The 12,952-nt window shown below is 48.1% G+C and carries 13 protein-coding genes; 10 read left to right on the top strand and 3 right to left on the bottom strand.

Translation table 11 applies throughout. The features are described 5' to 3' along the window. Positions 1 to 55: 55 nt before the first annotated feature. From CWE08_RS06595 to sixA, 3 genes are read left to right on the top strand one after another with little or no spacing between them, the layout of a single operon-like run. On the top strand, positions 56 to 493 hold the full coding sequence (locus CWE08_RS06595) for a type II toxin-antitoxin system RatA family toxin (RefSeq protein WP_126766931.1): 438 nt from the start codon (positions 56 to 58) through the stop codon (positions 491 to 493). Continuing rightward, positions 486 to 860, top strand: a complete 375-nt coding sequence (locus tag CWE08_RS06600) for an RnfH family protein (protein WP_126766933.1) — start codon at positions 486 to 488, stop codon at positions 858 to 860. The genes CWE08_RS06595 and CWE08_RS06600 overlap by 8 nt, the downstream gene beginning before the upstream one ends. Next, entirely contained in the window at positions 857 to 1,345 is a 489-nt protein-coding gene (sixA, locus tag CWE08_RS06605) for a phosphohistidine phosphatase SixA (protein WP_126766935.1), read from the top strand. The genes CWE08_RS06600 and sixA overlap by 4 nt, the downstream gene beginning before the upstream one ends. On the opposite strand, the gene smrB is transcribed toward sixA, so the two are convergent. Further along, entirely contained in the window at positions 1,295 to 1,864 is a 570-nt protein-coding gene (gene smrB, locus CWE08_RS06610; protein ID WP_126766937.1) for an endonuclease SmrB, read from the bottom strand. The two genes, sixA and smrB, sit on opposite strands and share 51 nt — an antisense overlap. Before the next feature lie 75 nt (positions 1,865 to 1,939). On the opposite strand from smrB, the gene prmB reads away from it, so the two are divergent. The 6 genes from prmB (at position 1,940) to CWE08_RS06640 (ending at position 10,013) form a co-directional block, all read left to right on the top strand. Next, positions 1,940 to 2,887 carry a 50S ribosomal protein L3 N(5)-glutamine methyltransferase gene (prmB, locus tag CWE08_RS06615; protein ID WP_126766998.1) on the top strand — a complete coding sequence of 316 codons (948 nt, stop codon included), beginning with the start codon at positions 1,940 to 1,942 and terminating at the stop codon, positions 2,885 to 2,887. An 86-nt stretch (positions 2,888 to 2,973) separates the two neighbouring features. Next, positions 2,974 to 4,059: a chorismate synthase gene (aroC, locus tag CWE08_RS06620; protein WP_126766938.1), complete on the top strand. Its 1,086-nt coding sequence runs from the start codon at positions 2,974 to 2,976 to the stop codon at positions 4,057 to 4,059. Beyond that, a complete protein-coding gene (locus tag CWE08_RS06625; protein ID WP_157981236.1) occupies positions 4,056 to 5,243 on the top strand; it encodes an MFS transporter in 1,188 nt (395 codons plus the stop codon). The genes aroC and CWE08_RS06625 overlap by 4 nt, the downstream gene beginning before the upstream one ends. A 104-nt stretch (positions 5,244 to 5,347) precedes the next feature. Beyond that, a complete protein-coding gene (locus tag CWE08_RS06630; RefSeq protein WP_126766940.1) occupies positions 5,348 to 8,149 on the top strand; it encodes a S9 family peptidase in 2,802 nt (933 codons plus the stop codon). A 15-nt stretch (positions 8,150 to 8,164) separates the two neighbouring features. Further along, complete coding sequence (locus CWE08_RS06635; protein WP_126766941.1) at positions 8,165 to 8,824, top strand: elongation factor P hydroxylase; 660 nt, start codon at positions 8,165 to 8,167, stop codon at positions 8,822 to 8,824. Next, on the top strand, positions 8,817 to 10,013 hold the full coding sequence (locus CWE08_RS06640) for an ATP-NAD kinase family protein (protein ID WP_126766942.1): 1,197 nt from the start codon (positions 8,817 to 8,819) through the stop codon (positions 10,011 to 10,013). The genes CWE08_RS06635 and CWE08_RS06640 overlap by 8 nt, the downstream gene beginning before the upstream one ends. Before the next feature lie 39 nt (positions 10,014 to 10,052). Here the strand turns inward: CWE08_RS06640 and CWE08_RS06645 are convergent, their stop codons facing one another. Continuing rightward, a complete protein-coding gene (locus CWE08_RS06645; RefSeq protein WP_126766943.1) occupies positions 10,053 to 10,373 on the bottom strand; it encodes a 2Fe-2S iron-sulfur cluster-binding protein in 321 nt (106 codons plus the stop codon). A 122-nt stretch (positions 10,374 to 10,495) separates the two neighbouring features. On the opposite strand from CWE08_RS06645, the gene gpt reads away from it, so the two are divergent. Continuing rightward, the gene (gene gpt / locus CWE08_RS06650; RefSeq protein WP_126766944.1) at positions 10,496 to 10,981 is read left to right on the top strand and encodes a xanthine phosphoribosyltransferase; all 486 of its coding nucleotides are present in this window, start codon (positions 10,496 to 10,498) and stop codon (positions 10,979 to 10,981) included. A 192-nt stretch (positions 10,982 to 11,173) separates the two neighbouring features. Here the strand turns inward: gpt and CWE08_RS06655 are convergent, their stop codons facing one another. Next, positions 11,174 to 12,913 carry a proline--tRNA ligase gene (locus CWE08_RS06655; RefSeq protein WP_126766999.1) on the bottom strand — a complete coding sequence of 580 codons (1,740 nt, stop codon included), beginning with the start codon at positions 12,911 to 12,913 and terminating at the stop codon, positions 11,174 to 11,176. Positions 12,914 to 12,952 lie beyond the last annotated feature (39 nt).

Below are 12,952 nucleotides of genomic sequence, written 5' to 3' on the forward strand. Positions count from 1 at the left end.
AGAATGCGCACGTTTTATTTTACTTACCGCAAACAATGGAAGGCAGGTATTCGCAATGCCACAAATTGAACGCAGCGCTTTGGTACATTACAGCTGCCGCCAAATGTACGAGCTGGTAAATGATGTTGCTGCATACCCGGAATTTGTGCCCGGTTGTGTGGGTGCAAAGATCATTGAAGAGAACGAAAACAATATGGTTGCCGAGCTTTCGATTAGTAAAGCCGGTATCAGCCAGGCGTTTACGACCCGAAATACGCTGGTAAACGAAGAGTTTATTCGTATGGAGTTGGTAAAAGGCCCGTTTCGAGACCTGCACGGTGGTTGGCAATTTAAACCTCTCGGTGATGATGCGTGCAAGGTTACCCTGAAACTGGATTTTGAGTTTTCCAATAAGCTTTTACACTTTGCTTTCGCGAAAATCTTTAACGAAGTAACCAGTAGAATGGTTGATGCCTTTGCCACTCGAGCCCGCCAGGTTTATGGCAATGAGTGAAACACTTATTAGTATCGAAGTGGCATTTGCTACTCCGGAAAAGCAAAAGATTATTGCTTTGTCGGTTGCTCGCGGCTGCACAGTGGCTCAAGCCATTGAGCAATCTGGAATAAACCGTTTTTTCCCCGAAATCGATTTAAGCCAACATGCGGTGGGCATTTGGAGCAAAACTTGTAAGCTCAGTGATACACCACGAATGGGTGATCGTATCGAGATATATCGTCCGCTCATTGCAGATCCGAAAGAAATTCGTCGGCGGCGAGCGGAAAAAGCGCAAGAAGATGGCCGCGCCGACAAAGTTACGGGCGGTCGACCAAAGCAAAATCGTGGTAAAAGCACAGACCAGCAAGCGGAGCAAAATTCATGAAGGTGTTTGTTATGCGGCATGGCGAAGCAAAAGCACCTGCCATGCAGTTGGGTAGAGTTGAACCTGATTCAGCGCGCGAACTTACCGAGCAAGGCCACCTAGAAGCTATTCAAGCAGCCGAGTGGTTAGCTCAGCAAGCCAGTAAAATTGACTTGGTGATTGTTAGCCCTTACGTGCGTGCCCAGCAAACCTACGCTGAAGTGGCAAAGTTGGTTTCTGCTGAAGTAGTTGAAGTATCCGCTGAGATAACGCCTGAAAGTGACCCGGAAATGTTTGCCAGCGCTTTGTTGGCTCGTCTGCAAATTGAGCCTGCGGAAACGGTGCTATTAGTATCTCACATGCCCTTCGTGTGCTATCTCACCAGCTATTTAGATCAACGTGTACAACCGCCATTGTTTCCAACTGCGGGCATCGCTGTGATTGATGTAGAGCCTTTAGCGATGGAGGGCGTTTTGCAAGGGGTGCGCGCTCCTGAGCAAAACTAAAAGCGCGCCGTGTCCGCCCCATTCTAGGGGAGCTTGATGAAAAGCACGAACATCGGGGTGCTGTGCCAACCACAATGGCACTTGCTGACGCAGTACGCCGTGGCCGATACCATGAATCACACACAAACAGGTTAACGAATCGCGAACACATTGCTTAATAGCTGCGGCGAGATCGCGTTTTGCTTGAATTTTAGTATACCCATGTAAATCGAGGGTCATTTCTGGCGAGAAATCGCCACGGCGCAATTGTTTTGCCAGATACGGCTCATCGCCGCTAGCTACCCAACTCATGGTGCCCTCGGGAAGTAACGGCTCATAATGATCAGAAAATGGGTCGCTGGCATTATCGCGCTGCGTTTCCAAGGCAAGATTTTTCATCTTCACTTTTTTTCGGCTCACAGGCACTACGGGTAACTCCGCTCTATCTTGAGTTATTGGTGTGATACCCTCAACTTCAGCGCGAAACAGCTCACGGTCCTGTTCAGAAACAAGTGTTTTTTTCGGTTTTTTCGTTTCCATTCGTGGGAATTACTCATTTACCTTGAATTCGTGGGTATAATAGGCGGCATTGACCCTGAATTACAACCAAATCGCATGGCAAAGGGAGAAAGCACAGTGACACATGAATACACCGAGCTCACCGATGATCTGATCAGTATTGCCGATTGGCAACGTTACATTACTACCGCATTGAACAGCGCTGATGTTTATTACGGGCACGGAGCAGCCGACGGATGGGAAGAAGGGCTACTAATGTTATCAGCCGTTACTTCACTGAGCTTTCAAGAATTAAATGAATGCAGAAACTGTCGCTTAACCAGAGATGAAAAACTGCAACTAAGCGCGCTGATAAAGCGCCGAGTGCGGGATAAAATTCCAGCAGCGTATTTAGTACACAAAGCTTGGTTTGCGGATTTACCATTCTACGTTGATGAGCGAGTTCTCGTTCCTCGTTCACCCATAGCTGAGCTTATTCAACAACAGTTTGCCCCTTGGCTCAGCGCTGAACCAACGAGAATTCTTGATCTATGCACAGGATCAGGCTGTATAGCTATTGCCTGCGCTTATGCATTTGCCGAGGCTGAAGTAGACGCTGTAGATATTAGCGTGGATGCTTTAGTGGTAGCGAAGATGAATATTGAAGAGCATGGTTTGAGTGACCGGGTGAGTGCGATTGAATCGGATGGCCTAGATGCTTTAACCGGCAAAGAGTACGATTTAATCGTAACGAACCCTCCTTATGTTGATGCAGAGGATATGTCGGATTTACCGGATGAGTACCATCATGAACCGGAGCTCGGTTTAGCCGCGGGCCATGATGGATTGGATCTGGTTCGGCGGATTTTACGAGATGCTCCAAAACATCTTACTACTGAGGGGATCTTGGTGTGTGAGGTGGGAAATAGTCTGGTGCACATGATGGAAGAGTGGCCAGAAGTTCCTTTTATTTGGTTAGATTTCGAAAACGGTGGCACCGGTGTGTTTGTCATCAGCAGGGAGCAATTGCTGGCGCATGCTGCCGATTTTGCAAACGCAAAGTAATTAGCCACTACCTCGAAAATCAAGATTACAACGTGGCTCTTCATTCTGGCTATTCATAAACAACATTAAGAACAAGGTAGATAACCATGAGCGCAAATACCTTTGGTGAATTATTTCGTGTAACAACCTTTGGCGAAAGCCATGGTCCAGCGCTTGGAGCGATAATCGATGGTTGTCCGCCGGGTATAGAAATAGATGAGAGTTATATCCAAGCTCAGTTAGATCGCCGTAAACCAGGGAATAATCGCTATACGACACCGCGGCGTGAGGCCGATCAGATCAAGATACTCTCAGGTGTATTCGAAGGCAAAACAACAGGCACGCCGATTGGTTTAGTGATTGAAAATACCGATCAACGAAGTAGAGATTACTCTGATATTAAAGATCTATTTCGCCCTGGGCATGCCGATTACACTTATGCACACAAATACGGCCATCGCGATTATCGCGGGGGCGGGCGCTCATCAGCTCGGGAAACGGCAATGCGCGTGGCCGCAGGTGCTATCGCGCAGCAGTTTCTGCAGCAACAGGGTATTCATGTTCGTGCTGCCATGACCCAAATGGGCGGAGTAACTGCCGAACAAATCGATTGGCAAGAAGTAGCGAACAATCCTTTTTTCTTTCCTGACGCCAACAAAATCGACGAATTAGATGCACTTATTCGAGAATTAAAAAAAGCGGGCGATTCGATTGGTGCGAAAATACGAGTTGAAGCAACTGGTGTTCCAGCCGGTTTAGGTGAGCCAGTATTTGATAGGCTCGATGCTGATTTAGCCAAGGCGTTGATGTCGATTAACGCGGTAAAGGCAGTAAGCATTGGCGATGGCTTTGCCGTAGTTGAGCAACGGGGCTCGGAGCATCGTGATGAAATGACGCCGGAAGGTTTTTGCTCAAACCATGCCGGCGGCGTATTAGGTGGCATTAGCAGCGGCCAAACGGTAACCGCAGAAATTGCGCTGAAACCAACCTCTAGCATTAAACTTGCAGGCAAAACTATCGATCAGTTTGGTCAAGCCCAGCCCATTAGCACTCATGGTCGCCATGATCCATGTGTTGGAATTCGCGCGGTACCTATCGCGGAAGCTATGATGGCGCTCACCATTATGGACCACTGGTTGCGCCAGCGCGCCCAAAATGGCCATGTAACTACAACGGTGCCACACCTGAAATGAATGAGCTTGCATTCCAACGCCAATGTCGACGTTTGAGCTGGTCATATTTTGGCTACTTCGCGGTATTGGCGCTGTTAGTGCCCTATTTGGGCTTCTATCTAGACGCTCTGGGGTTTAGCTCCCGACAAATCGGTGAGTTAATCGCTATTTCTACTATTTGTCGTGTAATTGGCCCACCCATATGGGCTGCTATCGCAGATCGAGTGGGAAAATTAGTGCCGTTAATTCGCTTCGGTGTGTTGAGTTCATTGGTTCTGCTCGTGATATTAGCCCAAGCGCATGGTTATCTGGCGGTTGCGCTATTGCTCGGCCTCATAAGCTTGTTTTGGTCGGCTATTCTTCCGCAGCTCGAAGTGGTTACCTTGGCCAGCCTTGGGGCGGAAAATCACCGGTATAGCCGAATTCGTATGGCGGGAAGTTTTGGCTTTATTTTGGTGGCCTTAGTAACCGCAGAAATTCTTGCTTTGGCCGGCACTGAGAGCTTTCCTCTCCTTGGCGCCGTGCTGCTTTTACCGTTATTGCTGGCAGTGCATAAGCTCGATGAACCGAAACGAGCGTTTCAGGATCCTGATGCACCAAGCCCAGAGGGGTTTTGGCAGCGTATTAGGCGGCGGCCCTTTGTGATGTTTATTGCCTCAACCATGTTGCTGCAAATGAGCTTTGCGCCTTTTTACGCGTTTTTTGCGCTCTATCTCACGCAACTCGGTTATGCCCCGATAGCCGTGGGCGCGCTTATTTCCCTAGGGGTAGCTGCCGAGGTAGCGATGTTTTTCATTGCGGGCCGCTTGGTTGTGCAATTTACGGTTCGCCGTTTATTACTCTTTTGCCTAGCACTTACTAGCTTACGTTGGCTAGCGCTGGCAAATTTTGCCGATACGTTCTGGTGGTTAATTCCAATTCAATTAGTGCATGCGTTTAGTTTTGCTTTGCACCACAGCGCAGCGATGCGCTTTGTTCATCGCTATTTTCCATCCGAGCAGCATAGCCGCGGTCAGGCGTTTTATGTGAGTGTTGGCTTCGCTGGCGGTGGTGCACTCGGGGCATGGATAGCGGGATTCCTCTGGCAACAAGGCGATGGTGCTGAGTTCACCTTTACTTTGGCAGCAATTGCCGCTTTTATCGGCTTTGTGGTTGCGATCTTTATCCGCGAGCAAACCACTCGGGTTGAACAAACTGCTGTGTAAACCTACAAGCGGTGAGCTAGCGGCAGTGCGCGATTAGTGGGGTAGTTATTCACCATGGAGTTGGTGATAATGATGGAATAAATAAAAACAGAAATGAGGGTGCTATGAAACAACTCGCGATTTACTTTGCCGTGTGCGTAATGCTTGCAGGCTTGCTACAGATGCCTGCAGCGAACGCAGATAATAGCGAATTACGGCCGTTAGAACTTACCGATATTATGCAGTTCCGAGAAATTGAACAACGGCAAGAGAGTAAAGATCTGGCTACTATCGCTTTCTCGGCAAACCCGGATTACGGTGATCGTGAAGGAATTGTGGTACGCACTGCTGATGGCGAAACGTTTAGCGTAGCGCGCGGCCACAACCCGAAGATTAGCACCGACGGAGCTTTTGTTGTGTTTATGCAAGAGCCGCCATTACTTGAGCGCGAGCAAGCAAGCAGCAAAGAGGAACGGGCCAAGCTGATAAATAATGCGGTGCTCGTAAACGTTGTTAATGGTGAACAGCAAAGCTTCGGCCATGCTGATTCAGCTGCATTCAGTGGTGATGGTAATTTCTTACTGGTATTACACGAAAAAGAGTTTAGTAAAGAAAATGGGAGCGAGGAAGGGCAAATATTAACCCTTGTAAACCTTAGCTCCGGCGCGCAAGAGCAGGTTCATAATATTAGTGATTATGCCGTTGCGGAAGAGGGTAGCCGAATTGTTTGGGTGCAACACACAAAAGAAGATGTGCCCGAAGCGGCAGAGAATGAGGCGGTTGATGGGAGCGAGGAAGCCACAACCGATGCGAATGTAGAAGCGGCGGTGGTGATGTTCAACACCGGTAATAACCAACGCTTAATTTTAGATCGCGCAAGCAACCTGAATTATAAAAAACTAACCTTTGCACCGAATGCTGAGTTTTTTGCATTTTTATCCGGTGAAAAGGAATCAAACTTAACCGAAACACCCCAAACGCTCTGGCTTTGGCAGCAAGGGCAAGCAAGTGCGCGGCCCGCCGATACAGAACGCAAGGGGATGATTCTTTCAGAACACAGCAGTATGCGTTTTAGCGAAGATAGCCAACGGTTATTTATTGGCCACCGGCCGATGCCTGAAGAAAAGCAAAAAACCGATTTAACCCCACAATCTGCAGAAGATCTATACAGTATTGAGCGTTTGCTAGGTGATCGCCGCTTGCAGGTTTGGCACGGTGATGATGGCATGATTCAGCCACAACAACGGCAAAGCTATAGCCGTATGCAGCGCGCTACCGCAGCTGCCGTACTCTATCCAGCCGCCGGTACTATGGTGGCCTTGAGCAACAACCCATTTGAATCCCTAAGCTTAAATGATCATCCATTCGCAGTGCTCGCATGGGATAGTACGCCGTATCAAAGAGAAACAACATGGAATGGTTTTCATCATGATTTATACCGGGTTGATTTAAGCACCGGTGAGCGAACCTTGATTGCTGAAAAACTTCGTTCCAGTGAGCGGGGTAGCCTATCGCCAAATGGGCGTTTCGTTGTGTTTGTGCAAGGGAATGAGTTAAAGCGTTTCGACAATAATACGGGTGAAAGTGTTGTTGTGGGCAAAAATGCCAATGTATCTTGGGTTGATGAGGAAAATGATGTACCAAGCGAACCTCGCAGCTACGGTGTAGCAGGTTGGGCTGCTGATAGCAGCGCATTTTGGGTATACGACCGTTTCGATATTTGGCAAATTGATAGCAATGGCGTAGCCGAGAATTTAACTAAAGTTGGGCGTGATAATGATCGCCAATTTAGAATCGTTTATAACTCTGACCATGATGTGATTGATACCACTCATCCGATATTGTTGCGGGCCTACCATGAACGCCTAAAAACCAGTGGTTTTTATCAGTTTGATACAACAAATCAAGAGCTCTCAACGCTCATTGAGGGTGAGAAAACCTATACTTTCTTAGCGCATAGCGAAGATGAGCAACGGGTTTTATTCACCGAGCAAGATTTTCGCCAGTTCCCAGATTTAATGTTAGCTACACGTGATTTCTCAGCACCTAGCCAACTTACTAATGTGAATCCACAGCGCAATGAGTTTTTATGGGGTAATGCCGAACTAGTGGAATGGGAATCAACACGAGGAGAGCCGCTACAAGGCGTGTTGATTAAGCCAGATAACTACGATGCGAATAAACGCTACCCGGTAATGGTATATTTTTATGAGAAGTTCTCCCAGCGCCTTTATCAGTGGAACCAAATGAAGGTAAACCATCGGCCGAACTTTCCTTATTTTCTAGGCCAAGATTATGTGGTGTTTTTGCCTGATGTGCATTTCCGCCAAGGTGCGCCGGGGCCAAGTGCCACAGAATCGCTCGTGCCGGGAATGGAAAAAATCATTGAAATGGGCGTGGCTGACCCAGAAGCGATTGGTTTGCATGGGCATAGCTGGTCTGGTTATCAAGCTGCGTTCTTAGTAGCGGAAACCGATATTTTCGCTGCGGTTGTATCCGGTGCGCCCGTATCAAACATGACCAGCGCCTACAGTGGCATTCGCTGGGGTTCTGGGCTTGCACGGCAATTCCAATACGAAACAGGGCAAAGCCGCATTGGCGAGAGTATGTTTGATAATCTTGCGCCATACTTGGAAAATTCACCAGTTTTCGTTGCTGACAAGATTAATACGCCCATGTTAATTCAGTTTGGTGATGAAGATGAGGCTGTTCCGTGGGAGCAGGGAATCGAGTATTATCTTGCATTGCGGCGCTTAGATAAGCCGGTAGTGATGCTGCAATACGAAGGTGAACCGCATCATTTACAGCGATACGCCAACAAAATCGATTACACCATAAAAATGCATGAGTTTTTCGATTATTATTTGAAAGGCGAAGAAGCGCCAACATGGTGGGTTGAAGGCCTTGAATATCAACATTATGAATAGGCTTTAGAGTAAACTATGGCAATAGTTCTTGAAGCTCAGGCGGATCAATTGATCCGCCTGTTTAATAATACCTTTCAAGAAAGTGAGCAAACTATATTGCTCGCGGGCGATCATGAGCCCGTGTATCTTCCGAACTCGAACAAGCATGAGTTTCACCGAATTATATTCGCGCATGGTTACACCCGTTCGGCACTGCATGAAATAGCGCATTGGTGCCTTGCTGGCAAGGTGCGCCGACAACTACCAGATTTCGGTTATTGGTATGCGCCCGATGGCCGCTCGCCAGAACAGCAAGCCCGGTTCGAGCAAGCTGAAGTGCATCCGCAGGCTATTGAATGGTATTTGAGTATGGCGGCCAATGTACCTTTCGAAATTAGCCTCGATAACCTAAGTGGTGCTGAGCCGCCAAACCGTTTAGCCTTCGCTGAGGCGGTTATCAATAAAGCCTTGGCTCGAGCAAAAGAAGGCTGGCCGCCGAGGGCGCAACGTTTTGCGGAGGTTTTACAAGGGCAGTGGCGAACACCTAGCGTTACTTACGAGGTATTCGTTGAGCAAGGGGCGAGAATGTTAGCGCAGGAAAAACAACGGCAACGCAATAGTAGTTACCCAAATGCGCTGAGCAAGTTCACGAACGAGCAGCTAAGCCAAAAAATTGAGGCAATGGGCCATGTATAAATATAAGTTTGGCTTGGTGATCAATCCCTATGCGGGTATTGGCGGCGCGGTAGCCTTGAAAGGTAGTGATGGCGCGGAAACGCGGCGCGAAGCCCTAGCGCGAGGTGCAGAACAAAAAGCGGAAAAGCGGGCATTGCAGGCCTTATCGCAGTTACTACCATACCGCAACGAGATAAAGTTCTTCACCGCGGCAAACAGTATGGGCGCTGATATTTTGGCTGAGCTTGGCTTCGAGTATGAGGTTGTTTACCATTCAAACGTTAGCCAAACCGAGGCCATTGATACGCAACAGTCAGTGATGGCTATTGTGCGCCAGAAACTGGACATTTTGGTGTTTGCGGGCGGTGATGGCACCGCGCGTGATGTTGCTTCGGCACTGCAGGAATCCGCGCGCTTCCTCAAGGCGAAATCAACCAGCTCGGAATTAGCCAACTGGAATCCCGAAGAATTGCCGGTTGTAGGTATTCCTGCCGGCGTTAAGATACATTCTGGTGTTTATGCGATTACCCCGGTTGGTGCCGGAAAGGTGCTCGAGCAACTGATTACGGGGGCCTTAACAACATTAAGAGCAGCCGATGTAATGGATATCGATGAGGATGCTTTTCGTCAAGGCACGGTGCGAGCAAGGCGCTATGCTGAGCTAAAAGTTCCGGGTGAACTGGAGTACATGCAGGCGGTAAAAATCGGCGGTAAAGAAAGTGATGAGTTGGTTTTAGCTGATATTGCCGCTGATGTTATCGAAGAAATGGACGATAACGCTCTATATATTATGGGATCCGGCTCTACGGTTGATTTCTTGATGGGTGAGCTTGGCCACAATAATACCCTCTTAGGTGTGGATGTGGTGTATCAAGGAAAAATAGAGCAAGCGGATATTACTGGTGCTGCGTTGGAAGAAAGGGTAAAGCAAGCGCAAGCGCAGGATATACCCCTGGTATTGGTGATAACGCTCATTGGCGGCCAAGGGCATTTATTCGGCCGCGGCAATCAACAGCTCACGCCGGCGGTTATTCGCGCGGTTGGTAAAGAGAATATTCGCGTAATAGCCACGAAAGCGAAGCTGCAAGCATTGAATGGCCGACCACTTCGAGTAGATACGGGTGATGCAGAGCTTGATGCTCAGTTAAGTGGTTTTATTTCGGTAACCACAGGCTACCATGATAGAACAATGGTAGCTGTGCAAGGTTAGCTGTTCGGTTTTATGAGCGCTGCAGCGCGCTCTAGCCGGTTAAAATTGTGAAACAGGCATGTGCACTACGATACCATCAAGCTCGTCACTCATGGTTATTTGGCAGCTCAAACGGCTGTTTTCCTGTGGATCCCGGGCAACATCAATCATGCTTTCCTCGATATCGCCAGCAGGCTCGAGCTTTTCTACCCATTCAGGGGCTATATATACATGGCAAGTGGCGCAAGACATAACCCCGCCACATTCGCCGATAATACCATCGAGCATATTGTCCGACGCCGCTTCCATCAAAGTTTGTCCGTTTTCTACATCAACTTCGTACTCGCCGCCTTTGGCATCGATAAAAATCGCTTTTGGCATCTTGCTATCCTATTTAAATAATTATGAAAAACCTTGAAGGCATGGGGTAAATATCTCAGCTCAACATAGTGTTATACTTGTGAGCAATCTGACTACGAATGCTAGCATAAAAAGGAGCACCCATGGGACTGCATAGTAACCAAGAGTATTTTGTTTCTTGGGAAGAACTTCATCGCGCTACGCGCGAATTGGCCCGCCGCCAACTCCCCGCCGAGCAATGGCAGGGTATTATCGCGGTTAGCCGAGGAGGCTTGGTGCCCGCAGCTATCCTCGCTCGTGAATTAAATATTCGTGTTGTTGAAAGTGTGTGCGTGCGCAGTTATGCCCATCAAAGCCAAGTAGCCGAGCCTGAAATGCTGAAAGATATCAGCTGCACCGAAGATGGCGCGGGCTTTCTAGTTGTGGATGATTTAGTAGATACTGGCAATACCTTACGTTTTTTGCGTAAGCGTTTACCAAAAGCTAAATTTATAACCGTTTATGCGAAACCTGAAGGCCTTCCTTTAGTGGATGAATATGAGGCGGATATCGAACAGAGTACTTGGATTCACTTTCCGTGGGATGTGCACTTGCACTATGTAGATCCTCTGGCAGGTGAGGATAAGTAAGTTGTTTAAGATGCGCAGTCATGGCATTAAATCAATGGCAAAAAACTATGGCAACAAAAAAGGAGCGCTGAATATTCAGCGCTCCTTTTTTATTAACCTGCTAGTTTGAAAAGCTCATAGCTCATAGCTCACAGTACACAGCCCAAAGCCCACAGTTCAAACCTCACAGCCCAAAGCGTCAGGCTTTCAGCATTATGCGCTTTGCACGCGCGCTAAAACATCAGCGATTTTCAGCGTTTCTTTCTCGCCGCTGCGGCGATTTTTATATTCTACCGCTTGCTCATCTAAGTTGCGCTCACCAATAACAATAGTATGCGGAATACCAATGAGTTCCATATCCGCAAACATAACCCCTGGGCGTTCTTTGCGATCATCGAATAACACTTCAACGCCAGCGGCCTTAAGCTCAGCATACAATTTTTCAGCTACTTCCTGAACCCGCGCCGATTTATGCATATTCATCGGCAGAATACACACTTGGTAAGGCGCCATAGCCGTAGGCCAGATAATGCCATTGGCATCGTTGTTCTGTTCAATAGCCGCAGCCACAATACGCGAAACGCCAATACCGTAACAGCCCATAATCAAGGATTGATTCTTGCCATCTTCGTTCAATACACCGGCTTTCATGGCTTCGCTGTACTTGGTGCCAAGTTGAAAAATATGGCCTACTTCAATACCACGGGCAATATTCAACGTGCCTTTGCCATCAGGGCTGGCATCACCTGCACGAACATTGCGTAAATCGGCTACTTCTGGCAGCGCTACATCACGATTCCAATTGATACCAAAGAAGTGAAAGCCTTCTTCATTAGCTCCTGCGGCAAAATCACTCATGCTCGCCACAGCGCGATCAATAATCACCGGCATGGTTAGATTTACTGGGCCAAGTGAACCCGGGCCGGCACCAACGGCTGCTCTAATTTCTTCGTCGCTGGCAAATACGAGTGGCGATGCCACGGCCGAGTGTTTCGCCGCCTTAATTTCGTTAAGCTCGTGATCACCACGAATAATCAATGCTACTAGCTTTGCGGGCGCATTGGCTGGTGCTTTTGTATCCTTTGCGGTGGTATCAGCTGCGTGCACAATGAGTGTTTTAACCGTACTTTCAATATTGATATCAAATTGCTCTACCAAAGCCTTAATGGTTTTCGCTTCTGGTGTTGCTATTTTTTCCATCGCTTGTGTGGCTGCTAATGGCTCATCAGCAATGGCAACTGCCTCGGCAAGTTCCACGTTAGCGGCGTAATCGGAGCTATCAGAAAAGGCGATGTCATCTTCGCCTGAGCTGGCAAGTACATGGAACTCATGGCTCATATTGCCACCGATGGAGCCGGTATCAGCAATCACTGGCCGGAAATCTAAACCCAAGCGATTGAAGATATTGCAGTAGGCATCGAACATGGTTTTGTAGGTATCTTCCAAACTCTCTTGCGTGGTGTGGAACGAATACGCATCTTTCATGATAAATTCCCGTGAGCGCATCACGCCAAACCGTGGCCGGATTTCATCGCGAAATTTAGTTTGGATCTGGAATAGATTAAGCGGCAGCTGTTTATAGCTATTTATTTCTTTGCGCACTAATTCGCTAATCACTTCTTCATGGGTAGGGCCGAGCACAAAATCGCGGTTGTGGCGATCTTTAATGCGCAAAAGCTCAGGGCCATAATCATGCCAACGGCCTGATTCTTCCCATAAATCGGCAGGCTGCACCATTGGCATCAACACTTCGATAGCGCCGGCTTTTTCCATTTCTTCGCGCACAACTTGTTCAACTTTCCGCAACACACGCAGGCCTGTTGGTGTCCATGTGTAAAGCCCAGATGCAACCTTACGCACCATACCGGCGCGCAACATTAACTGATGGCTAATCACTTCAGCATCAGCAGGGGTTTCTTTCATTGTTCCAAGCAGGTATTGGCTCGTGCGCATAGTCATTTATCTCGTACTGAATTTAGCAAATTAAATTAA

Source organism: Aliidiomarina iranensis, from assembly GCF_003987135.1.
GTDB lineage: Bacteria > Pseudomonadota > Gammaproteobacteria > Enterobacterales > Alteromonadaceae > Aliidiomarina > Aliidiomarina iranensis.

What these genes read in the sequence shown, in the direction of transcription:
- CWE08_RS06595 (WP_126766931.1), top strand. Translation starts at nt 56, where the DNA reads ATGCCACAAATTGAACGCAGCGCTTTGGTACATTACAGCTGCCGCCAA.
- CWE08_RS06600 (WP_126766933.1), top strand. Translation starts at nt 486, where the DNA reads ATGAGTGAAACACTTATTAGTATCGAAGTGGCATTTGCTACTCCGGAA.
- sixA (WP_126766935.1), top strand. Translation starts at nt 857, where the DNA reads ATGAAGGTGTTTGTTATGCGGCATGGCGAAGCAAAAGCACCTGCCATG.
- smrB (WP_126766937.1), bottom strand. Translation starts at nt 1,864, where the DNA reads ATGGAAACGAAAAAACCGAAAAAAACACTTGTTTCTGAACAGGACCGT.
- prmB (WP_126766998.1), top strand. Translation starts at nt 1,940, where the DNA reads ATGGCAAAGGGAGAAAGCACAGTGACACATGAATACACCGAGCTCACC.
- aroC (WP_126766938.1), top strand. Translation starts at nt 2,974, where the DNA reads ATGAGCGCAAATACCTTTGGTGAATTATTTCGTGTAACAACCTTTGGC.
- CWE08_RS06625 (WP_157981236.1), top strand. Translation starts at nt 4,056, where the DNA reads ATGAATGAGCTTGCATTCCAACGCCAATGTCGACGTTTGAGCTGGTCA.
- CWE08_RS06630 (WP_126766940.1), top strand. Translation starts at nt 5,348, where the DNA reads ATGAAACAACTCGCGATTTACTTTGCCGTGTGCGTAATGCTTGCAGGC.
- CWE08_RS06635 (WP_126766941.1), top strand. Translation starts at nt 8,165, where the DNA reads ATGGCAATAGTTCTTGAAGCTCAGGCGGATCAATTGATCCGCCTGTTT.
- CWE08_RS06640 (WP_126766942.1), top strand. Translation starts at nt 8,817, where the DNA reads ATGTATAAATATAAGTTTGGCTTGGTGATCAATCCCTATGCGGGTATT.
- CWE08_RS06645 (WP_126766943.1), bottom strand. Translation starts at nt 10,373, where the DNA reads ATGCCAAAAGCGATTTTTATCGATGCCAAAGGCGGCGAGTACGAAGTT.
- gpt (WP_126766944.1), top strand. Translation starts at nt 10,496, where the DNA reads ATGGGACTGCATAGTAACCAAGAGTATTTTGTTTCTTGGGAAGAACTT.
- CWE08_RS06655 (WP_126766999.1), bottom strand. Translation starts at nt 12,913, where the DNA reads ATGCGCACGAGCCAATACCTGCTTGGAACAATGAAAGAAACCCCTGCT.